The sequence below is a fragment of the Nocardia sp. NPDC051052 genome, assembly GCF_044456045.1.
Taxonomy (GTDB): domain Bacteria; phylum Actinomycetota; class Actinomycetes; order Mycobacteriales; family Mycobacteriaceae; genus Nocardia.
The window spans coordinates 80,648-101,156 of the sequence record NZ_JBITFL010000011.1 but is presented as its reverse complement, the minus strand read 5'-3'; the positions used below and the strand labels follow the sequence as shown (position 1 = coordinate 101,156).

The window sequence follows — 20,509 nt, the reverse complement described above, 5'->3', positions numbered from 1 at the left end:
CAGCACAGCGATTCCCGGATCAGCGGGCGGCGAGCGATTCGCCGATGTAGTGCATCTCGTCCGGTGTGGTCACCATGAACACGGTCGCGGTCGCGGTCGCGGTGCGCACCGTGATCCGGTTCGGCGCGTCCGGATCCTGGATCAGCGTGACGTCGGCATCGATCGGCGCCGGCGGCTGATCCGGCGTGCGTACATGCACGATGGTGGCCCCGCCCGCATGCGTGGTCGGTGCGATCCCGTCGAACACCACGACCGTGGTGCTCGGGTAGGGCGCGGCAGGCAGCGGTGGCGCGGCAGGCGCGTGGTAGCTGGCGCCCGCAGACCGTGGCGCGATCGAAATCACATGCGGCGCATCGAGGTTGGTCACCATGGTGTGCCACGCGTCGGGACGTGCGGTGTGCACGATGGCGTGCGCGCCGAGCGCGGTCGCCCGCAGGATCACCTGCTGGGCCAGGTCCAGGTTGCCGACGACCTCCAGGTGCCTGGTGCCCTCCCCGACCAGCCGCACCGCGATGCCCTGGCCGGTCTCGTCGGCCCCGATCAACTGCCCGCAGCCCGCGGTCGGCACCGCGATGTCGGTGAGCGCGGTGATGGTGCCGCGATATCCGGTGTCCGAGCCCCAGCGGCCCGCATCCCCGATCGGCAAGGTGTCCAACAGGATTCGCAGCTGATTGCCCGGCAGTTCGCGCAGCCCCGGCAGCGGTGGCTCCTCTGGCTCGAAGGTGGTGTCGAACCGGACGACGGCATTGAGTACCACGGTGCCGATGTGGTCGGCGCGGGTGTCGTGCCGGTGCGCGCCGGGCCGCAGCCGCAGGGTCACCGTGGTGGACAGGCTCTGCACCGTCCAGATATCGGCGAGCCCGCGCGGGCCGATCATGTCCGCGCCGATTTGATAGTGGGTGAGATAGCGGCCCTGATACTCCAGTGACCGCGGCGATTCGGTGAGCTGGTCGAGCTCGAAGCCATGGGTGAGTTCGCGGACCGCGGTGTTGATTTCGGCGGCGGTCAGTACCGCGGTGGCAATGTCGTGCGCGGCGAGCCGGTTCGCCACCCGGCGGGTGGCGATCATCGCGGTGCGCAGCGCGCCGGTGCCGCCGCCGCCGCGTTTGTCCACCGCCTCGGCATTGGCCAGCGGATCGAGCCGCAGCACCAGCCAGAGGGTGCGGTGCGCGATGGCGGGCAGCGGGCCGAGAATGCTGTCGTAGAGGTGCGAGATGATGCCCGTGCCCGCTGTGCGCGCGCCGGTGCTCACGATGTCGATACCGGCCAGGGTCAGGTCGAATTGATCGAGGCAGCTGGCGATTTCGGTGAGCGGAAGCAGTTGATCGGTGCTCAGCGAGCCGCGGCGAAGCAGCGTCAGCGTGTCCGGCGGCGGGTCGATGCGCAGCACAGTGAGCAGCAGCTCGCCATCCCAGCGCACCCCGTAACCGCCGCCCTCGCTGAACGGCACATCGAAGGCGGGCGCCTGGGTCAGCTGGTCGGCGGGACGCTTGGTGCGCCGCCGGGCCATGGCGCCGCCGATTCGCGCCGCCGGGGTGCGGCCGCGGATCGGGACGAGAAAGATCACCGCGAAAGCGATGCCCGCGCCGATCGCGCCCCACAGCGAATGCGTGGTGGCGAGCACGACCCAGGCCAGTGCGGCGGCGAGTACCACCACCGGCACGACCACCCGCAGGGGATAGACACGGAAGAGCCAGAATTCGGGGTCGCGCAGGGTGTCGTAGGCCGAGGCTGGAACGGCGGGCGGCGTCGGCGCGCCATCGCCTTCCGGCTCGGTCGCCCCGTCGGGCCTGGTCTGCTGCTCAGTTGTCGTCACCGCGTTGTCCCTGTCTGCCACCTGTACGACCAGCGCCCATGACCATGAAATCATCGGTTCAGGGCCGTCCTGGAATTACGGTACCGTGTCGATGAAGATGGTTCTCGACAGTTCGATGGAGACCTTGTGCCGGCACAGCTGACCACCCGAGCCCAGGTCAACGGGTATCGATTCCTGTTGCGCCGACTCGACCACGCGCTGGTGCGGCGCGACGTGCGAATGCTGCACGACCCTATGCGGTCTCAAGTGCGCTCGCTGTGGGTCGGCCTGGTGCTCGGGATTCTGGTGATAGCGGGTGCCGCGATCCTGAGCTTCCTGCGGCCGCAGGGCGCGATCGGTGACTCGTTGATCGTGTCGGGCAAGCAGAGTGGCGCGCTGTATGTCGTGGTGCAGGGCAAGGATGGCGGCAAGACGCTGCACCCGGTCCTGAATCTGGCCTCTGCCCGGTTGATCACCGGCAGCAATGCCGAGCCGAACGCGGTGAAGGACAGCAAGCTCAACGACCTGCCGCGCGGACCGATGGTCGGCATCCCCGGCGCGCCGAGCGCGCTGCCTGGGTCGTCGCAGGGGCCGCGGTCGGAATGGGCGCTGTGCGAGACGATCACGCTGTCGCAGGGCGGCAGCGCAGCCTCGGCCACCGGCGGTACCACGACGGTCATCGCGGGTCGTCCTGCCCTCGGCGAGCGGACCCGCACGGTCGGCAAGGACGAGGCGCTGCTGGTGCAGCGCGGCGGCAAGACCTACCTGGTCTACGACGGCAAGCGGGCCGAGGTCGACCCGGGGAACTCGGTGTTGGTGCGCGCACTGAGCCTGACGACGCACCGGGCGCGCCCGATCGGCACCGGAATGCTCGGCGCGACAACGGAAGTCCCCGCGCTGGGGGCGCCGCAGATCCCGCAGGCCGGCCAGCCTGGCCCGGGGCCGCTGTCGAGTATTCCGGTCGGCGGCGTCATCTCCGTTCGCGACGCCGGCGACGGCAAGCCCGGGCTGTACGCCGTGCTCGCCGACGCGCTGCAGCCGGTGAGCCCGTTCACCGCGCAGCTGATCCGGTTCGCCGACTCGCACGGGATGAGCGACATCCCGACCATGCCGCCGGACGTGCTCGATCGAGTGCGGGTGGTGCACGATGTGTTGCCGATCAACGACTTTCCGGTCGAGACCCCAAAGATCCTGAACGCCGAGGACGCGCCCGTCACCTGCGTGGCGTGGTCCAAGACACCGGGCACGGCCCCCGCCGACCGCAAGGTCGACGCGGGCGACGGCCCGGCCGAGCGTGCGTCGATCACCCTGCTCGCCGGTGTCCGCGTGCCGATCGCCGACTCGGCGAAGGCTGTCGCGCTGGCCACCGCCGACGGCACCGGTGACCGGGTGGACGCGGTGTACGTCCCGCCGGGCAGCGGCGAGTTCGTTCAGGTGACCGGCATGGAGCCGGGGAGCCCGCGGCGCGGCAGCCTGTTCTACGTCGCCGATAACGGTGTGCGCTACGGCATTCCGGATATGGCGACCGCGGGCATACTCGGTCTCGGGGACACCCCGCGGCTCGCGCCGTGGGCGATTATCGGCCAGATGGTGCCCGGCGCAACGCTGTCCCCGAAGGAAGCGCTCGCCGCGCGCGATCAGCTGCCGCTGGAGCCGCAGCACTAGCCGTGCCGCCGCCGCGTGGGGGCCGCATCAGTCGGGTGCGCCCGTTGCGGCCCTTGGAGTGTCAGCCGGTGAAGCCGACGTTCAGCGAGGCGAGGATGCTGGACAGCGCGGTGTGCATATCGGGCGCTTCGATGCGCATCAGCATCTTCTCGTCGATCGTGGTCAGATCCAGCGTTTCGTCGTTGGCCAGCCGGAACTCGCGCTCTTCCTCGGCGGTCTCGATGACGTTACGGATGAACCGGCCGTTGCCCGCCAGGTCGACGCCGCGGCGCGGCTGGCCGCTCTGGTCGGTGCTCTGCAGCTCGTAGAGCTGGGTGCAGGCGGTGACGAGCAGCGCGAGCGCCTCGTCGGACAGTTCCGAGTCCCGCTTGTGCGCGATGACGTTGCCGATCTCGCCGAGCTCGGCCGGGGTATACGACGGGAACTGCACGCGCTTGGAAAACCGTGATGCCAGGCCGTCATTGGCGGCGAGCAGGCGATCGATCTCGCCGTCGTATCCGGCGATGATCACCACCAGCCGGTCGCGGTCGTTCTCCATCCGGGCCAGCAGGGTGTCGATGGCCTCCCGGCCGAACGAGTCGCCGCCTTGCAGGCCGGTCTGGATCAGCGTGTACGCCTCGTCGATGAACAGCACGCCGTCCATCGCGCTGTCGATCAGTGCCTCCGACTTGACCGCGGTGCCGCCGAGGTGCTGGGCGACGAAGTCGACGCGCTTGGCCTCGACCACCTTGTCGGTCTTCAAGATGCCGACGCCGCAATAGATCTTGGCGACCACCCGGGCAATGGTGGTCTTACCCGTGCCGGGCGGACCGGTGAAGGCGAGGTGCTGACCGCGCGCCCCGGCGGCCAGGCCCTTCTCGGCGCGGATCTTCGCCATCTGCGCGCTCGACTGCAGCTTGGCCACCTGTGTCTTCACCGAGGCCAAACCGATCTGGGAGTTCAGTTCGGCGCGGGCGTCGGCGAGGATCTTCTTGGCCCGGTCCTCGGTCTCGGCCTGCTCCATGGCCTTCATCGACGGCGCCGAGGCCGGATCCCACTTGTCGGTGCGCGCGTCGATCGTTTCGCGCGAGGTGACGCTGATCCGATAGGTGCGGTCGCGCATCGCGGCGGTGTTCGCCTCGAAATCCGGTGCCTGCGAGTACACCTTCTCGAACAGGCCCTGCGCCACTTCTTCGTTGCCGGATTCGCGCAGGCACAGGCCGCGGCAGAACATGGCGGTGGACCGAGCGGCCGGAATCGGGCCCGATTCGGCCTGTTCCATCCGGCGGATCGCCTCGCCGAACAGACCGAGCTGCGCGCAGGCGGTGCCGACCATGACGTTCGCGCCCGCCGCGAGATACGGATCGTCCCACTCGGCCGAACCGGCCAGCACGGACATCACATCGGGCCACCGCTGGGTGTTGTAATGCATGACGCCGCGGACGTACGCGCAGATGCGGTTGTCGATCTCGCGATCAGGGTCGCTCAGGTGGGACCTGCGGTGCGTGTCGAGCTCGTTGAGCACCCGCTCGGCCTCGTCGTACTCCTTTTCCCCGATCAGGTACGCGGCCCAGGCGAGCCAGATTTCGGTGTAGCTGGCCAGCGGGTAGTCGATATAGAGGCCGGGCAGGAACCGGCCCGCCAGGTCGCGCGGCTGCAGGCCGAGCCTGCGTTGCTCGCGGTACAGCGTGCTCGCGCTGGTCCTGTGCATGTTGAACAAGACGTCTTTGGTGAGCTCGCCCGCGGCGGCGCGGCCGAGCCAGGCGTCGCACATGGTGGGGTCCCACTCGGTGGCGCGCTGGAAGGCGAGCTTCGCGTACTCGAGGTCGCGCGCGGATTCCTGTCCCTCGATGGACAATCCCAGCGACAGAATTCCGGCGTCGAAGGCGCGTTGTGCTTGGCGATTGCCGGTCATGGCTGTCGGACCCCGAAGTCTTCGTTCGTAGTAGCGGATGAGTTCTTTATGCCCCCCAGACTACCGATCGCGCAGTGCCTGGTCTGTCCGTTACATTAGGTTCAGCTGCCCAGAGGTTGCAACGCAAGTGTTGTCTAGGTGAGAGTCTTACGGGTGTCGAAGTCGTTCACTCAGAAGACGTTCCACCCAGTGCCGTCGAGGCGTGAACAATCGTCAGTGGAGAGGCCGGGGGTCCGGGGTCGTTGATCGAGTCACCAACCAGTGGCACACGAGCCGCTGAACCGGAGCTGAGTCGGGTTTCCGTCATCGGCGGAAACACCCAGCTCGACGTCGGGCTGCCCGCAACCGTGCCGATCGCAGGCTTCATCGGCGACCTGGTGGCCCTGATCGAATCCCGCAACCCCGACCAGTTCGACGCCGAGGAAGACTCGGTGCCGCTGCAGGCCCAGCATTGGACGTTGGCACGGGTCGGCCAGGAGGCGTTCGCGCCGAGCCGCACGCTCAACGACGCCGACGTGCACGACGGCGAGCTGCTCGTGCTGCGTTCGGTCACCGCGAAGGAATCGCCCGCGCTCTTCGACGACGTGATCGACGCGGTATCCCGGCTCACCGCCGAGGAATTCCGCAGCTGGACCGGCAGCTCCGCGCGCTGGATGGGCCTGGTCGCCGCGGTGTTGACGGTGCTCACCGTGCTGGCGCTGCTGGTCAATTCGCGCGGGCACGGCGATCCGCTCGCGCCCGCGTTCGCGCTGTCGGCCGCGGGGATCGCCGCCTTCGTCGCCGCGGGCTTCGCCGCCCGCAGATATCTCGACCAGCTCTCCGCCACCTGGTTGTCGCTGGACGGCCTGCTGTTGCTGTTCGGCGGTGCCGCGCTTTTCGTGCCGGGCTCGCTCGGCAGCGCGCATCTGCTGCTCGGCTGTTCGGTGACGATCGTGGCCGCCGTGCTCGGCTATCGGGTGATCGGCGCGGGCGCCACCTTGTTCTCCGCCGCGGGCGCGCTCGGCGTGATCGGAGGTGTCGCCGCCGCGGTGTATCTGATCTGGCATCCGGGCCTGCCGAAGCTGGCCGGTGGTCTGGTGGTGGTCGGCATCGCGATGCTGTCGATGGTGCCGCGCCTGGCCGCCGGGCTGGCCAGGCTGCCGATCCCGCCGGTGCCGACCGCGGGTGCCGCCATCGACCCGGCCGATCACGAACAGCGCCCGACCATCGAGGGCATCGGCGCGATCGGCGCCACCGCGCTGCCGTCGGCCTCCGGCCTCGGCGAGCGCGCCCGCGCGGCCAACCAGTATCAATCCGGCTTGATCATCGCGTGCACGGTGACCGCGGTGATCGGCGCGTTCGGCGCGGCCGACCCGCTCGGCTCGGGGCGCTGGCAGGGCATCGTGCTCGCCATCGTCACCGGGATCATCCTGTGCCTGCGCGGCCGCTCCTTCGCCGATCTCACCCAGGCCGCGACGCTGATCGGGGGTGGCAGCCTGACCTTCGTCGGGCTGGCCGCCGGTGCGGCGCTGGGCGACACGGAATTCGAACTGCTCGCGGTCGGCCTGCTCGTCGCCTTCGCGGCGGGCACGGTGGGCTTCGGCGTGATCGGACCGCATATCGAGGTCACCCCGGTGACCAGGCGGATGATCGAAATCTTCGAGTACCTGCTGATCATCTCGCTCATCCCGCTGGTCCTGTGGATCATGGGCGTCTACTCGATGGCCAGAAACATATGAGTGCGGGGACCGATGGGACCTAGCGCTTTCCGTCGCAACTTGCTGCGGATGGCCGGTGCCGCCGCAGTGGTCGGCCTGGTGAGCGCACCCGCACCGCCCGCCTCCGCGATATCGCCGCCCCGCATCGACCCGGGCGCGTTGGGTGTCGCCCAGGCGTTGAGCGGTCATCCCGCGCCCTTGGAGCCGACTCAACAGGCCGACCAGTGCGCCGAACCCGCGCTCACCGGTGCGCCCCCGAACGAGCCACCGATCTCGCAGCGAGTGCTGGATCTGCCCGCGGCCTGGCAGTTCAGCAGGGGTGCCGGGCAGAAGGTCGCGGTGATCGACACCGGGGTGCAACGGCATCCGCGATTGGCCGCGCTGCAACCGGGCGGTGACTACGTCTCCGATTCCGACGGCACCGTCGACTGCGACGGGCACGGCACCTTAGTGGCCGGCATCATTGCCGCGCAGCCGAGTCCGGGCGACGCGTTCGCCGGGGTCGCGCCCGACGCGGAGATCCTGAGCATCCGGCAGCTCAGCCTGGCCTACGAGAAAAAAGATCGCGGCGGTGACAAGCCGCCCGGCACCATCCGCGCCGACGGCTACGGCAGCGTGCTCACCCTGGCCGCGGCTGTGGTGCGCGCGGTCGATCTCGGTGCCAGCGTCATCAACATCTCCGAAGTGGCCTGCAGCCCAGCCGGATCCGATACCGCGGACTCCTCGCTCGGTGCCGCGGTGAAATACGCCTCCGAGCGCAATGTCGTCGTGGTGGCCGCCGCCGGGAACGTCGAGAACAACGGTCCGTGCCAGAAACAGAACGACGGCTCCGGCTGGGACTCGGTCAACACCGTGGCCAGTCCGGCCTGGTTCTCGCCGTACGTGCTCGCCGTTGGTTCGGTGGACGCGGACGGTAAGCCGTCGGACCTGTCGTTGCACGGACCGTGGATCGGCGTCGCCGCGATCGGCCGCAATATCGTGTCGCTGGACAGCAAGGGCGGCGGCGTCGGCCTGGTGAACGGCGTGCAGACCGACGAGGGCATCCGTCCGGTGGACGGCACCAGTTTCGCGGCACCCTATGTCGCCGGGCTGGCGGCCCTGGTGCGGTCCCGATTCCCGAATCTCGATGCCCGGCAGGTGATCGAGCGCATCAAGCGCACCGCGCAGGCACCTGACGCCGGCCGCAACGACGCGATCGGCGCGGGATTGATCGACCCGCTCGCCGCGCTCACCGCGCAGCTGCCCGACAAGTCCGTCGACGACGGAGCCGATGTCGCGCGGGCGATCGCCGCGCCCGTCATCCCGTCCGGCCCCGATCCACGGCCGCGCCGGATCGCGGTGATCGGCTCGCTGACCTGCCTGACCGCCCTGGCCATCGGTATCGCGGTATCGATTCCGTACCGCCGCAGACGCCGGGAGATCGACGCCGAATTCGACCCGTAGCCGCAGGCTGCCCGCCGCACGCAGACAGCTCGACGATCGAAGGACTCCATGGCTACCGAAGGTTTCGTACGACGCCCCCGGATAGCGCCGCCACGGGCACCCGGCGGTGAGGTGGCGCTCACCCCGCCGCCGGAGATCTCGCGTGCGCTGCCCGCCCCGCTGATGATGAAGCTGATGCCCATCGTCATGGTGGTCGCGGTGGTCGGCATGATCGCGATGATGGCCATGATGGGTCGCAACCTGCTGGCCAACCCGATGTCCATGATGTTTCCGATGATGATGCTGATGTCGATGGTCGGCATGATGGCCGGCTTCCGCGGCGGCACGGGCAAGCGCGCGGTCGAACTCAACGAGGAACGCAAGGACTACTTCCGCTACCTGGACCAGATCCGTAAAGAGGTACGGCGCACCGGCAACAAGCAGCTGGAGACCCTGGCCTGGAGTCATCCGGACCCGACCGACCTGCCGTCGCTGATCGGCACCAGGCGGATGTGGGAGCGCAGACCCAACGATCCCGACTTCGGGCACGTCCGGGTCGGCATGGGCAGCCACCGGCTGGCCACCAAGCTGGCGCGGCCGGAAACCGGTCCGCTAGAGGACCTGGAGCCGGTTTCCACCGTCGCGCTGCGCCGGTTCGTGCGCACCCACTCGGTGGTGCACAGCCTGCCGACCGCGGTGTCGCTGCGCGCCTTCCCGGCGATCAATATCAGCGGCTCGCCGGAGGACGCGCGCACGCTGACGCGTTCCATGCTGATGGAGCTGGTCACCTTCCACGGCCCCGACCACCTCGCGGTGGCCATCGTCTGCGCGGACCCGGACGGGCCGTGGGCGTGGGCGAAATGGCTTCCGCACCTGCAACATCCGACCCTGCGCGACGGCATGGGCTCGGCCCGCATGATGTACACCTCGCTCGGTGAGCTGGAGACCGCGCTGTCGGCCGAGCTGATGGAGCGGGGGCGTTTCATGCGCAACCCGCAGCCCACCCAGGGGCGGCTGCACCTGGTGGTGATCATCGATGACGGCTACGTCAACGGCAACGAACGGCTGATCAGCGAATCCGGCCTGGATTCGGTGACCGTGCTCGACCTCACCGCCCCGGAGGGCGGCCTGGCGGCGCGGCGCGGGCTGCAGCTGGTCGCCGCAGGCGGCGACGTGTCCGCACGCAGCGCAACGGGGGTGGAGAAGTTCGCCGTCGCCGACGTGGTGAGTTCGGCTGAGGCCGAGGCCTTTTCGCGGACGCTGTCGCGCTACCGGCTGGCCACCGCGGCCCAGATCGTCAGCCTCGGCGAGGGCTCGACGGCCGATCCGGGGCTGATGGCCTTGCTGAAGATCCCGGACGCGGCCCAGATCGACCCGGCCAGGGTCTGGCGGCCGCGCACCGCGCGGGAACGACTGCGCGTACCGATCGGCATCACCCCCGACGGCACGCCGGTGGAGATCGACATCAAGGAGTCGGCCGAGAACGGCATGGGCCCGCACGGCCTGTGCATCGGCGCGACCGGCTCCGGTAAGTCGGAATTCCTTCGCACCCTTGTGCTTTCGCTGGTCACCACGCACTCGCCGGACGCGCTGAACCTGGTGCTCGTCGACTTCAAGGGCGGCGCGACCTTCCTCGGCCTGGATTCGCTGCCGCACGTCGCCGCGGTGATCACCAACCTGGAAGAGGAACTCTCCCTGGTAGACCGCATGAAGGACGCGCTCGCCGGTGAGATGAACCGGCGGCAGGAACTGCTGCGGTCGTCGGGTAACTACGCCAACGTCACCGATTACGAGAAGGCAAGGGCCGCAGGCGTACCGCTCGATCCGCTGCCCGCGCTGTTCGTCGTGGTCGACGAGTTCTCCGAACTGCTTTCGCAGAAGCCGGACTTCGCCGAGTTGTTCGTGATGATCGGCCGGCTCGGCCGCTCGCTGCACGTGCACCTGCTGCTCGCCTCGCAGCGCCTGGAGGAGAACAAACTTCGCGGCCTCGAGTCGCACCTGTCCTACCGCATCGGCCTGCGTACCTTCTCGGCCAACGAGTCTCGTGCGGTGCTCGGCATCACCGATGCCTACCACCTGCCGAGCGTGCCCGGTGCCGGATACCTGAAGAGCGATGCCTCGGATCCGCTGCGGTTCAACGCAAGCTACGTGTCCGGCCCGTATGTCGCGCCGGTCGGCACCGTGACCGGCGAGGACGGCGCACCGGTCGGCGGCCAGCGGCTCGCGGTGTTCACCGCGGGGCCGGTGGAGATGCCGGAACCGGTCGAGCTCGACTCCGCGTTGGATCTGCCGCCGTCACCGACGAACCCGATGCTCGAACTCCCGCCGCCACCGTCGGCCTTCGCCGCACCCGGCTCGGAGGAGGGCATTCCGGACTCGCTGCTCGACACCGTCGTCAAGCGACTGACCGGGCACGGCCGCCCGGCGCACGAGGTGTGGCTGCCGCCGCTCGACGAATCCCCCACGGTGGACATGCTGCTGCCCGACCCGGATTGGCGCTCGCCGGTCAACCGGCACGGTCAGCTGTGGATGCCGATCGGCGTCATCGACAAGCCGTACGAGCAGCGCCGCGACGTGCTGACCGTCAGTCTTGGTGGCGCCCAAGGCAATGTGGCGGTCGTCGGCGGCCCGCAGTCCGGTAAGTCGACCACCCTGCGCACCATCATCATGGCCGCCGCGGCCACCCACACCCCGCAGCACGTGCAGTTCTACTGCCTGGACTTCGGTGGCGGCTCCATGGCGGGCTTGGTCGGGCTGCCGCACGTCGGCTCGGTGGCTGGTCGCCTGGACAGCGATCGGGTGCGTCGTACCGTCGCCGAGCTCACCTCGCTGATGCGCCACCGCGAAGAACGTTTCGCCGAGCTGGGTATCGAGTCGATGGCCGAATTCCGGCGGCGTAAGTTCGCCGCGGCGGCGCACGTGCCCGACGGTGCGGCGTCGGCCGGTAATCCGTTGGCCGACGACCGATTCGGTGACGTGTTCCTGGTGATCGACGGCTGGGGTGCGATCCGCGAAGAGTTCGACATGCTGGAGCCGCAGATCACCACCATTGCGGCACAAGGCTTGTCGTACGGCATCCACCTCATCATCGGTGCGTCCCGGTGGGCCGAGATCCGGCCTGCGGTCAAAGATCAGATCGGCACCAGGCTGGAGCTGCGCCTCGGCGATCCGTCGGACTCGGAGATGGGGCGGCGCACCGCCGTTCAGGTTCCGGTCGGCCGCCCGGGGCGTGGTCTCACCCCGGAACAGTTGCACATGCTGGTTGCCTTGCCGCGGTTGGACTCCGATTCCAGCCCGGACTCGTTGGCCGAGGGTGTTTCCCTGGCTCGAAAGGAACTCGCGGAGCTGCATGCGGGCAGGCAGGCGCCCGAGGTGCGGATGCTGCCGATGCAGCTCGACCGCGATGAATTGCTTGCCGCCACGCGGGAACTGGGTATCGAACTCAGCCCGACGAAGGTGGTCGTCGGACTCGGCGAATCCGAATTGCAGCCGCTGGTCCTGGATTTCGGGACCGAGCCGCATTTCATGGCGTTCGCCGATGTCGAATCCGGCAAGACGACGCTGCTGCGCAACATCGTGATGGGCGTGGTGGAGAATTCCGCGGCGGACCAGGCGCGGATCATCATGATCGACTATCGCAGGACCATGCTCGGCGTGGTCGAGGGCGACCAGCTCGCCGGGTACTCCACCTCGTCGCAGACCTGCGGGCCGATGATCCAGGAGGTCGCGCAGTTCCTGTCCCAGCGGATCCCGGATTCCGACATCACCCCGCAGCAGCTGCGCGATCGCAGTTGGTGGGAGGGCCCGGAGATCTACATCGTGGTCGACGACTACGACATGGTGGCCGCCGGCACCATCAATCCCTTTACCCCGCTGATCGAATACATGCCGCAGGCGCGCGATATCGGCATGCACTTCGTGGTGACCCGGCGCATGGGTGGTGTCTCGCGCGCACTCTATGACCCGATCATCGGTGGCATGAAGAACCTGTCGGTCGAGACGCTGATCATGAGCGGCTCCCGGGACGAGGGCAAGATCATCGGCGACATCCGCCCGAGCAAGCTACCACCGGGCCGCGGCACACTGGCCTCGCGCAGCAGGGCCGAGGAAATGGTGCAGATCGCCTACCTGCCGCCTACCGTCTGATTCAGTTATTTGCCTGCACCGCACCGAGTTTCGGTGTGCTGCCCGCAATGCGGATGGCTGGGATGGTGACCGGGGTGTCGAAATCCCAACTGTCGGTGCGTCGTTCGAAGAGTGCGCAGGAGGGGCCGGTCGCGATCGGGCCCGCGATGCGGACGAACTCGAAGCCCTCCCTGCGGTAGTAGTCGTGCAGTTCGGTGTTGGTGGTCCATGCGTCGAGGCGAACCCAGTCGCGTTCCTGTTGGCGCGCAAGCATTCCCGCGTGGGCGAGTAGGTGGTGGCCGATCCGGTATCCGGCGAATCGCAGGTCGACGATCATGTAATGGACGACGACCGCGTCGGATAGTTCCCACGGTGACCACAGCCCGGGGTCGGCGTGGCGATCGACGGTGATGGTGCCCGCGGGTTGGCCCGCCACCTCCGCGATCCAGGTCTGGCCCGCGTCCAGCGATCGCCCGACCGCCCGCGCGAAGATCTCGATCGGTTTTCCGCGGCCCGCGACCGTCCACTGATCGGAGCCGCGCGCGGTCAGCCACGCGGTTCGTTGCAGCCGTAGTCGGCAGATCAAGCCCAGATCGCCAATTGTGGCCTGGCGGAACGCGATATTACTCATGCTGACGGCACACCTGGCTCATACGGCACGCCGAGCGTGCGTCCGATAACGCCGAGACCCTCGGCATCGCCGAGCTGGTAGGCGAGCCGGTTGCTCGCGGCGATGGAGCGATGGCGAGTCGCCCGGGTGACCCGCTCGTGATTGGCGCCGATGCGCAGGTGATCGAGCAGGATCGTGCCCACCGCCACGCCGAGCACGGTGGCCTCCTCGGCGGAGGCGGGCCGCGCGGTCAACGTGTCGCGGTGGGCGGTCTCCGCGTGGCCTCGATCGGCCAGCCGCCGGGTGGTACCCTCTGGAATGTCGTGCGGTGAGTCGATTCCGGTGGCCTCGGCCAGGTCTCGCGGATAGAAGCTGACCTCCCAGGACCACGGCTCGTTATCGAGAAACTGGACGACCGTCCTAGCCAGCACCCAGGAGTCCTCCGGCACGCCGAGCCATAACGCGACCGCGGGCCCGGCCGGCTCCATCTTCGCGCTGAACTCCTTCGACGGCATCCGGTGCGCGGCGCGCGCGATCTCCTCGAAGATATCGTGCGGCGACTTCGGACGATCCTGTCGAATGTGTTCGGTGACAACTGATTCCAGGACTTCCTGGTTTCGCACGATGGTGCCGCGGGAAGTCGCTGTGTAGACCAGATTTTCGGTGACCAGCACCTGAATCGCATTGCGAGCGGTCGTAAGCGAGACCTGCATGTGCTCGGCCAGCTCCGTGTGGCTGGGCAACCGATCACCCGGTTTCCACTTGCCTGCGCGGATCTCCTCGCGGAGGAGGTCTGCGATCCGGTGGTACGTCGGACCGTCCGCCATCTTGCTCCTCGGTTGGTCGTGCAGGTAACGAAGTGTACTCTTCGTGACTTCCTACGGCCCGGTAACGCTTGACAGGTGCCTTCAGGGGTTTATTGTAATGAACGTCCTGATCCGGTGTTGTGCGGCGATGACGGCGAGGCAACGTGGCAGGTTCGGATACAACAGTCGTAATGGCTCTTCCCGGCACACTTCGGTGTACCGATTCGGTGGCGCAGTCCCACGCTCCTGGACTGCTTCCCACCTCGGATCTACTTGTTCGGGCGTGTCGTGGACACCGCGTGGTCGGCGGTCCGCTGCTCTGGTTCGCCCGCGATCTCGCGGTGCTGCACGAGCGGCGCCTGGTCGGCCGCGGCGGATCGATCGACACCGACCCGCTGGTGGTCCTCGAAATCGAGCGTCGCAGAGTCGAATTGGTCATGGCCATCGACGACTGGGTCGCGCGCAGCGTGCCCCAGCACCGGCTCGGTGCCACCCTGCACACCGAAACCGTCGGCGCGGTCATCGACCGCCTCGCCGAATCCTCGGTGCGCGCGCACCATGCGCTGATGACCCTCGACGCACACGACGAAAGACTGCACGGCGCTTGGCATCACCTCGCCGAACTCGCCGACGCCTACGACGATCTCGTCCGCGACATCATCGCGGGCAGACGCCGCTTGCCGGAGTGGTAGCTCCGAAGTTGTAGCGGCCGAAGCACTTCCGTTCCCCAGTCTGCCGGATGGTGAGGTCTCGGACTGTCCACCTCACGCAAGGCTCGCGGGATGTGTGGACGGTTTGCGGGCATAGTGCGGGAGCCTGGCGGCTCCGCGAAGCAGGACTGCTGAGCCTTGCGGCTCCACGAGGCGGGGCTGCGGAACCTGGCCGCCTCGCAGAGCCTGGCGGCTCCGCGAGGCGAGCCGGTCAGCGCTAGTTTCGGTGGTGTACCGCGCCCACTAGGCGCTCCCCGGCCCCGTATCCCCAAGATCCGCACCCACTCTCGGGATCCGCACTATTTCTCGGGATCTGCACTCAGAGTAGAACCCAAGGCGGTGCGGATCCCGAGTGAGGGTGCGGGTCTTCGGTGGCGTGGTGTGCACCGCCGTATCCCCAAGGTCCGCACTGACTCTCGGGAGCCGCACTGGGAATAGGGCCCTAGAGGCGGTGCGAATCCCGAGTTAGGGTGCGGGTCTTTGGCGATGTGGTGTGTGGACCCGTGTCACGTGACGATGTGACACGGGGATGTTTCAGGGTTGGTAGCGGCGGTGGTCGGTGGCGAAATCGTCGGCGATGGTCGCGGCGAGTTCGACGTAGGCGCGCTTGGTTTGCTTGTGGAGGCGGTGGAGGTCGATCTCGGCGCCCTCGGACATGTGTGGGTCGAAGGGGATGATGTGCACTGCGCGGCAGCGGGATAGGAAGTATTCCCGTAGCTGTTGGATGCCGACGTTCGGTGATCCGGCGCGTGGCGAGTTGATTACCACTACCGCGTTGCGGACCAGGTGGTCGTGTCCGTGCAGCGATAGCCAGTCCAAAGTCGCTGCGGCGCTGCGGGCTCCGTCGATGGCGGGTGAGGAGATCAGCACCAGCGAGTGGGCGAGATCGAGCACGCCCGACATGGCCGAGTGCATGAGTCCGGTGCCGCAGTCGGTCAGGATGATGTTATAGAAGCGCTGCAGGATTCGCGCGACCGCACGGTACTCCTCCTCGCTGAACGCCTCCGACGCCGCCGGATCGCGTTCGCTGGCAAGCACTTCGAGTCGGCTGGTGGCCTGGGAGGTGTGCCTGCGGACATCGGAGTACCGCTGGATCGACGGGTCGAGCAGTAGGTCGCGCACGGTGGACCTGGTCTGCAGCGGCACCCGCTGGGACAGCGTGCCGAAGTCGGGGTTGGCGTCCACCGCGATCACCCGGTCGCCCCGGATGGACGCGAAGATCGACCCGATACCCATTGTGGTGGTGGTCTTTCCGACGCCACCCTTCAGCGACAGTGTCGCGATCCGGTAGTCGCCGCGGACCGGTTGCCTGATCCGCGCGACCAGTTCCTGTAGCCGCATCTCCTCCGCGGACAGGCCCGGATTGATCGCGCCACCCGAAACGTGATGCACGGCCTTACGCCAGCCGGTGCCCGGCGACTTCTTGGCCCGCCGCATCGGCACGTCGTCCAGTGAAGGCGGCGGCCCGGACTGATACTGCACACCCGGTTGGTTCTGCCCACCGGGCGGGAACTGTCCTGGCGGGCGCCCCCACTGTCCAGGCGGCGCAGGCGGTGTCGGCGAAACTCCGCCCGGTGCCTGCCCGCCCACCTGCGGTCCGGCGAACCCGCCGGGCGCACGCAACGGTGCCTCGGCCTGCTGCGGCCCGACCTGCTCGCTGCCCGGCGCTTGCCCACCCGCGAATGGTGGTGTCCGGCCGGCGGTTTCGTCGGTCGGTGCCGGTGTTGCTTGGTTGCGCCAAGGTTGGCCGGGTGCCTGTGGGCCTCGTTGCTCGCCACCTGGTGCTTGTCCGCCTACGAATGGTGGTGTGCGACCAGCGGTTTCGTCGGTTGGTGCGGGTGTCCCTTGGTTGCGCCAGGGTTCGCCGGGTGCCTGTGGGCCTCGTTGCTCGCCACCTGGGACTTGTCCGCCTACGAAAGGCGGTGTCTGACCAGCGGTTTCGCCTGTCGAAGCCGGTGCTGTATGGATACGCCACGGCTCGCCGGGTGCCTGCGGACCAGGCCGTTCGCTACCCGGTGCTTGCCCACCGGTGGGCGGCGTCGCAGCGGCGGGTTCGTCTGCCCACACCGGTGCCGCCGCATTGCGCCACGGCTCGGCTGGGGCGGGCGGGCCCGGCTGTTCGCTGCCCGGTGCCTGGCCGCCGGTCGTGGGTGATGCGTAGCCAGCCGGACCGCCCGGTGCATACGGGCCAGCCGGTGGCTGGGCGAAGTCATTCGGCTGCGGTGCTTGCCGACCGGACTCGTCGACAGCGCCCTGCTGCGCCGCGATTTCCGAAGGCAGGCGATGCCGCCCACTGCTTGTCGTCCGAGCCGTTCCGGCGTTGGACGAAGGCACCCAGTCTGGCGCCTGCCGCCCGGGGTCGCGTTGCGGCTGACCGGATTCCGGTCGCTCGGCGCCTCCCGATGTCGACTGTCCGGTCAGCCAGGCGGGCGGCTGCGGCCCTGCCGTACCGTTCGGGGCTTGCTCGGCGGCCGGACGGTCTGGGTGCGCACGCTGTGGCACGTCGAGCGGGCCAGTGTCGCCGGGCGCCGCTGGTCCGTGCTCTTGGCCGGTCGGGGGTGTCGAACTCGCGGCCGGTGCCCGGCTCGGGCGTTCCAGATTCGGTGGCGTGCCGGGAGGCGGTGTCGCACCGGCACCGTGCTCAGTCTCTGAATCCGGCACGCGCCCCTGCGGTCCCGTGACCGGCTCCGGAGTTGTTGCGGCACTTGGCCGCTCGTTCGGCAGCACGCCGTCGCCGGGGGTGCGGTTCTGATCCGGGGCCACCGGGGGCGTTGCCGGGCTTGGGCGTTGGGCCGCTGCGGCGTCGCGCGGTGTCTGGGGTTCCCGGCTCGGGACAGGTGGTTCTGGTCCGCGCTGCGGTGGAGCATCGGCGCCGCGTGTCGGTGCATCGAGTCGCGCTTGGTCGGCGGGCGGCGCCGCCGACCGGTCGACCGGCGGATTGCCCTGCGTCGGTGGGGGATCGGGCAATGGCGGACGACGGGGCGGTTCCGCCGGGGCCGTCGTCGGCTGCTCGGGCCTCGGCCCGGCCAACCACGGTGGCGGACCGGCGGACTCGGGTGGAGCGGAACGCTCGGCGGGTGCCTGCGGCACATCGGCCGGTGGCGCGTCCGGGACGGCCGTCGACGCCTGCGGCGCTGGATCCGGAAGCGCAGGTGGCGGCGGCAGATCGGGCCGGGCGGGTCGATGCCGCGTGGTCAGGTCGTCCGATGCGGGTGACTCGGCCGCGGTACGCCTGCCGAGTGGCTGGAAGGCCGGGGGCGGCGGTCCGGGGTTCCGGGTCGGCAACCCTTGCGGAGGTGCTTCGGTGCGCTGTGGCGGTGCCTCGGTGCGCGCCGCCGGCGGTTCCGTCCGCTGCGGAGGCCCGGCCTGCCATGCGTCATCTGGGCGCGGCTGGACGTACGCGTCCAAACCGGGCTGGCGCCACGGGTCGTCGCGCGGGGAATCAGGCTGCGGCGCTTCCGGCCCGCGCGGTGCTGGTTCCGGCGCACGCGGGGCAGGCTCCGGAGCGCGCCCGCGCTGCGCGGGCTGCTGCTCTTCGGCAGGCTGCTCGTTGTTCTTGTCGCGACCCCAGCGTCTACCGCGCTTCTCTGGTCGCCCGCGTCTGCGGCTAGGCCCCTCTTCGATCACATCGTCGGAGGGGAGGTTCTGTACCGGCGCTTCGTAGCCGACCTGTGTGACATCGCTCTCGGACAGCCACGGCGGCAGCATGGGGAGGCCGTCATTATTACGGCTCACAACTCCGCCTCGCTAGCGCTCGGCTCCGTTGTGCCCGTGGGCGCTGTGTCTGGGGTTCGCTCGCTGCGCTCGCTCACGGGATCCCCCTCGATCTTGCTCGACCCTGTTACCTGGACAGCGGTCAGTTTACGCGACGTCCGTACATCGCAGCGGGGCAGGAGGCCAAGGGCTGGAAGGCCCGGATTCCCTGCTCTGATCGGGGCGGAAAGACTACCGGCGGCCGATGCTGACAGGGGGCATTTTTGCCGGAACCATCCGGTGCCGGTAAGCTGGAGCGGCGGTGCACCTATGCGCCGACTGTTTGTGTGCCTGCCGGTCACTTCGACCGACAGATCCATGTAAGCAGAAACAAGCCAAACAAACCAGGTTGAGCGTAACCGGGATCGCGGAGGACATGGCGAAGAAAGACGGGGCCATCGAGGTCGAGGGTCGAGTTGTCGAGCCGCTGCCCAATGCGATGTTCCGGATCGAGCTCGAGAACGGTCACAAGGTTCTCGCGCACATCAGCGGGAAGATGCGGCAGCACTACATTCGTATCCTCCCCGAGGACCGGGTGGTCGTCGAGCTTTCTCCTTACGACCTGTCGCGCGGCCGGATCGTCTACCGCTACAAGTAGTCGCGGGGATATCCATGCTCGCGGAGAGCGCGAGCCGATGCGACTACTTGGTGTTTTGTGGGGGTGCAACCCCCACGACCCGCCCGGCGGGCTTCGCCCCCGGACCCCCGCACGGGGCTCGGTAGGGCGGGATCTCGCCCTGTGGGGCGGGACCGAGAGAATGTCGCTCGAAAGAGCGGCACAACAGACTTCCCCGACCAGTGGGTCGGGGAAAAACTGTGTTCACACCTGTGTGAACCACAAGATGATTGGACGGACGTGAAGGTTCAGCCGAGCGTCAAGAAGATCTGCGAGAAGTGCAAGGTGATCCGCCGTCACGGTCGGGTCATGGTGATCTGCGACAACCTGCGCCACAAGCAGCGCCAGGGCTGATCAAGCGGGAGGTAACTCCCGTCGATCACCAGCCGGGCACCGATCACTGATCGGCTTGGCCAACTTACAGAACTGAATAGGGCGAGCTGCAAGCACTCGCCCTGCAGAACTCCCAGCTCCAGCCGCACGCTGCGGTATTCCGGGTTCGCTCGGAAGGCGTGTGCGCCAACCACCGGTACGGAGGCCGGTGCCCCAATAAGACGAGGGGACGGACAGGGAGCAGACCTCCGCAACAGCTAAGGAACCTGCCACATGGCACGTCTCATGGGCGTTGACCTCCCGCGCGAAAAGCGCATGGAGATCGCGCTGACTTACATCTACGGCGTCGGCCGTACCCGCTCCAAGGAGATCCTCGCGGCCACCGGCATCAGCCTGGACCTGCGCAGCAAGGACCTCAGCGACGATCAGGTGACGCAGCTGCGTGACTACATCGAGAGCTCGCCCGAGCTCAAGGTCGAAGGTGACCTGCGCCGCGAGGTGCAGGCCGATATCCGTCGCAAGATCGAGATCGGCTGCTACCAGGGCCTGCGCCACCGTCGTGGCCTGCCCGTGCGTGGCCAGCGCACCAAGACCAACGCGCGCACCCGCAAGGGCCCGAAGCGCACCGTCGCCGGCAAGAAGAAGTAGGGGATAACCGATGCCTCCGAAGTCCAGGGCCTCCGGCCCCAAGAAGACCCAGAAGTCGCGTCGCCGGGAAAAGAAGAACGTCCCGCACGGCCACGCGCACATCAAGAGCACGTTCAACAACACCATCGTGTCGATCACCGACCCGGCCGGAAACGTCATCTCTTGGGCGTCCTCGGGCCACGTCGGCTTCAAGGGTTCGCGCAAGTCGACCCCGTTCGCCGCGCAGCTCGCCGCCGAGAACGCTGCCCGCAAGGCGCAGGAGAACGGCGTCAAGAAGGTCGACGTCTTCGTGAAGGGCCCGGGTTCGGGCCGCGAGACCGCGATCCGTTCGCTGCAGGCCGCCGGCCTGGAGGTTGGCACGATCTCCGATGTCACCCCCCAGCCGCACAACGGCTGCCGTCCGCCCAAGCGTCGTCGCGTCTAGCGGGAAAGGAA

General features: G+C 68.4%; 14 protein-coding genes. 9 read left to right on the top strand and 5 right to left on the bottom strand.

Going from position 1 to position 20,509, the window contains the following annotated elements; genetic code table 11:
- Nucleotides 1-19: 19 nt before the first annotated feature.
- Entirely contained in the window at nt 20-1,816 is a 1,797-nt protein-coding gene (eccE, locus tag ACIBCN_RS32960) for a type VII secretion protein EccE (protein ID WP_396995612.1), read from the bottom strand.
- 126 nt (nt 1,817-1,942) lie between these two features.
- Here eccE and eccB point away from each other — a divergent pair, with 126 nt between their 5' ends.
- Nucleotides 1,943-3,460, top strand: coding sequence for a type VII secretion protein EccB (gene eccB / locus ACIBCN_RS32955; RefSeq protein ID WP_396995611.1), 1,518 nt, complete (start codon nt 1,943-1,945; stop codon nt 3,458-3,460).
- Nucleotides 3,461-3,521: 61 nt separating this feature from the next.
- Here eccB and eccA read toward each other — a convergent pair whose 3' ends face one another.
- Nucleotides 3,522-5,354 carry a type VII secretion AAA-ATPase EccA gene (gene eccA / locus ACIBCN_RS32950; protein WP_396995610.1) on the bottom strand — a complete coding sequence of 611 codons (1,833 nt, stop codon included), beginning with the start codon at nt 5,352-5,354 and terminating at the stop codon, nt 3,522-3,524.
- A 242-nt stretch (nt 5,355-5,596) separates the two neighbouring features.
- Between eccA and eccD the strand changes: the two genes are divergently transcribed.
- The 3 genes from eccD to eccCa are packed head-to-tail and all read left to right on the top strand — an operon-like array spanning nt 5,597 to nt 12,619.
- Nucleotides 5,597-7,072: a type VII secretion integral membrane protein EccD gene (eccD, locus tag ACIBCN_RS32945; RefSeq protein ID WP_396995609.1), complete on the top strand. Its 1,476-nt coding sequence runs from the start codon at nt 5,597-5,599 to the stop codon at nt 7,070-7,072.
- 12 nt (nt 7,073-7,084) lie between these two features.
- Nucleotides 7,085-8,494 (top strand): type VII secretion-associated serine protease mycosin, encoded by a 1,410-nt coding sequence (mycP, locus tag ACIBCN_RS32940; RefSeq protein WP_396995608.1) that lies wholly within the window; start codon nt 7,085-7,087, stop codon nt 8,492-8,494.
- 48 nt (nt 8,495-8,542) lie between these two features.
- A complete protein-coding gene (gene eccCa / locus ACIBCN_RS32935; protein ID WP_396995607.1) occupies nt 8,543-12,619 on the top strand; it encodes a type VII secretion protein EccCa in 4,077 nt (1,358 codons plus the stop codon).
- A gap of 1 nt (nt 12,620) precedes the next feature.
- Here the strand turns inward: eccCa and ACIBCN_RS32930 are convergent, their stop codons facing one another.
- Nucleotides 12,621-13,229 carry a GNAT family N-acetyltransferase gene (locus ACIBCN_RS32930; RefSeq protein WP_396995606.1) on the bottom strand — a complete coding sequence of 203 codons (609 nt, stop codon included), beginning with the start codon at nt 13,227-13,229 and terminating at the stop codon, nt 12,621-12,623.
- Entirely contained in the window at nt 13,226-14,035 is an 810-nt protein-coding gene (locus tag ACIBCN_RS32925) for a GntR family transcriptional regulator (RefSeq protein WP_396995605.1), read from the bottom strand. Before ACIBCN_RS32925 ends, ACIBCN_RS32930 begins: the two co-directional genes overlap by 4 nt.
- A gap of 278 nt (nt 14,036-14,313) precedes the next feature.
- Here ACIBCN_RS32925 and ACIBCN_RS32920 point away from each other — a divergent pair, with 278 nt between their 5' ends.
- On the top strand, nt 14,314-14,706 hold the full coding sequence (locus ACIBCN_RS32920) for a DUF4254 domain-containing protein (RefSeq protein WP_396995604.1): 393 nt from the start codon (nt 14,314-14,316) through the stop codon (nt 14,704-14,706).
- Between the two features lie 552 nt (nt 14,707-15,258).
- Here ACIBCN_RS32920 and ACIBCN_RS32915 read toward each other — a convergent pair.
- Nucleotides 15,259-18,459: an AAA family ATPase gene (locus ACIBCN_RS32915; RefSeq protein WP_396995603.1), complete on the bottom strand. Its 3,201-nt coding sequence runs from the start codon at nt 18,457-18,459 to the stop codon at nt 15,259-15,261.
- 394 nt (nt 18,460-18,853) lie between these two features.
- Between ACIBCN_RS32915 and infA the strand changes: the two genes are divergently transcribed.
- The 4 genes from infA to rpsK all read left to right on the top strand — a co-directional run bounded on the left by infA (nt 18,854) and on the right by rpsK (nt 20,498).
- Nucleotides 18,854-19,075, top strand: a complete 222-nt coding sequence (infA, locus tag ACIBCN_RS32910) for a translation initiation factor IF-1 (protein ID WP_003418601.1) — start codon at nt 18,854-18,856, stop codon at nt 19,073-19,075.
- A gap of 258 nt (nt 19,076-19,333) precedes the next feature.
- Nucleotides 19,334-19,447 (top strand): 50S ribosomal protein L36, encoded by a 114-nt coding sequence (gene rpmJ / locus ACIBCN_RS32905; RefSeq protein ID WP_011207363.1) that lies wholly within the window; start codon nt 19,334-19,336, stop codon nt 19,445-19,447.
- A 252-nt stretch (nt 19,448-19,699) separates the two neighbouring features.
- Complete coding sequence (rpsM, locus tag ACIBCN_RS32900) at nt 19,700-20,074, top strand: 30S ribosomal protein S13 (RefSeq protein WP_379286811.1); 375 nt, start codon at nt 19,700-19,702, stop codon at nt 20,072-20,074.
- A 10-nt stretch (nt 20,075-20,084) separates the two neighbouring features.
- Complete coding sequence (gene rpsK / locus ACIBCN_RS32895; protein ID WP_040731638.1) at nt 20,085-20,498, top strand: 30S ribosomal protein S11; 414 nt, start codon at nt 20,085-20,087, stop codon at nt 20,496-20,498.
- The last annotated feature ends 11 nt before the right edge of the window (nt 20,499-20,509 follow it).

Excerpts from the sequence above, each read along its gene's own strand:
- eccCa (WP_396995607.1), top strand. The coding sequence starts at position 8,543 with ATGGCTACCGAAGGTTTCGTACGACGCCCCCGGATAGCGCCGCCACGG.
- infA (WP_003418601.1), top strand. The coding sequence starts at position 18,854 with ATGGCGAAGAAAGACGGGGCCATCGAGGTCGAGGGTCGAGTTGTCGAG.
- rpsK (WP_040731638.1), top strand. The coding sequence starts at position 20,085 with ATGCCTCCGAAGTCCAGGGCCTCCGGCCCCAAGAAGACCCAGAAGTCG.
- mycP (WP_396995608.1), top strand. The coding sequence starts at position 7,085 with ATGGGACCTAGCGCTTTCCGTCGCAACTTGCTGCGGATGGCCGGTGCC.
- eccA (WP_396995610.1), bottom strand. The coding sequence starts at position 5,354 with ATGACCGGCAATCGCCAAGCACAACGCGCCTTCGACGCCGGAATTCTG.
- ACIBCN_RS32930 (WP_396995606.1), bottom strand. The coding sequence starts at position 13,229 with ATGAGTAATATCGCGTTCCGCCAGGCCACAATTGGCGATCTGGGCTTG.
- ACIBCN_RS32925 (WP_396995605.1), bottom strand. The coding sequence starts at position 14,035 with ATGGCGGACGGTCCGACGTACCACCGGATCGCAGACCTCCTCCGCGAG.
- rpsM (WP_379286811.1), top strand. The coding sequence starts at position 19,700 with ATGGCACGTCTCATGGGCGTTGACCTCCCGCGCGAAAAGCGCATGGAG.